Source organism: Shewanella sp. SG44-6 (assembly GCF_014164185.1).
GTDB classification, from domain to species: domain Bacteria; phylum Pseudomonadota; class Gammaproteobacteria; order Enterobacterales; family Shewanellaceae; genus Shewanella; species Shewanella vesiculosa.
The window spans coordinates 1-381 of sequence record NZ_JACJER010000337.1 but is presented as its reverse complement, the minus strand read 5'-3'; the positions used below and the strand labels follow the sequence as shown (position 1 = coordinate 381).

At 41.5% G+C, this 381-nt stretch carries 2 pseudogenes; one reads left to right on the top strand and one right to left on the bottom strand.

Features of this window, described 5'->3' with window-relative positions:
- Nucleotides 1-119: pseudogene (locus H5185_RS23565) on the bottom strand (PepSY domain-containing protein); the annotation flags it as partial.
- Nucleotides 120-123: 4 nt separating this feature from the next.
- On the opposite strand from H5185_RS23565, the pseudogene H5185_RS22495 reads away from it, so the two are divergent.
- Nucleotides 124-381, top strand: a pseudogene (locus H5185_RS22495) (PepSY domain-containing protein); the annotation flags it as partial.

Sequence of the window (381 nt, the reverse complement as noted above, 5' to 3'; positions counted from 1 at the left end):
CCATGAATATAGTCAATATGCATAAACACCATATATGTTCCTGTCACTGACCAAATAACGAACTGTAGTCCGAGAAAAAGCATTAGCCATTTATGGAGTGTTCTTGCAGTTTTATGCATTCAAATGAACCCCGATAAGCTACAGTATTCATTGGCAAAACTGTTACAAACTAACCCTAAGGCAGAGCAAATACGCGTCGGTAAACTGATGCAACAAGACGTATACCGCTTTGCCATTCCGACCAAAACAGCAACTCAGCAGCTAATGCTAAATGCCCAGACAGGGGAACGTTTATCGCCACTTAATCAAACAACAGCCATTGCATTAGCCCAATATTATTACCTTGGTAATGAGCCGATTACCGACGTGAGTTTACTGACC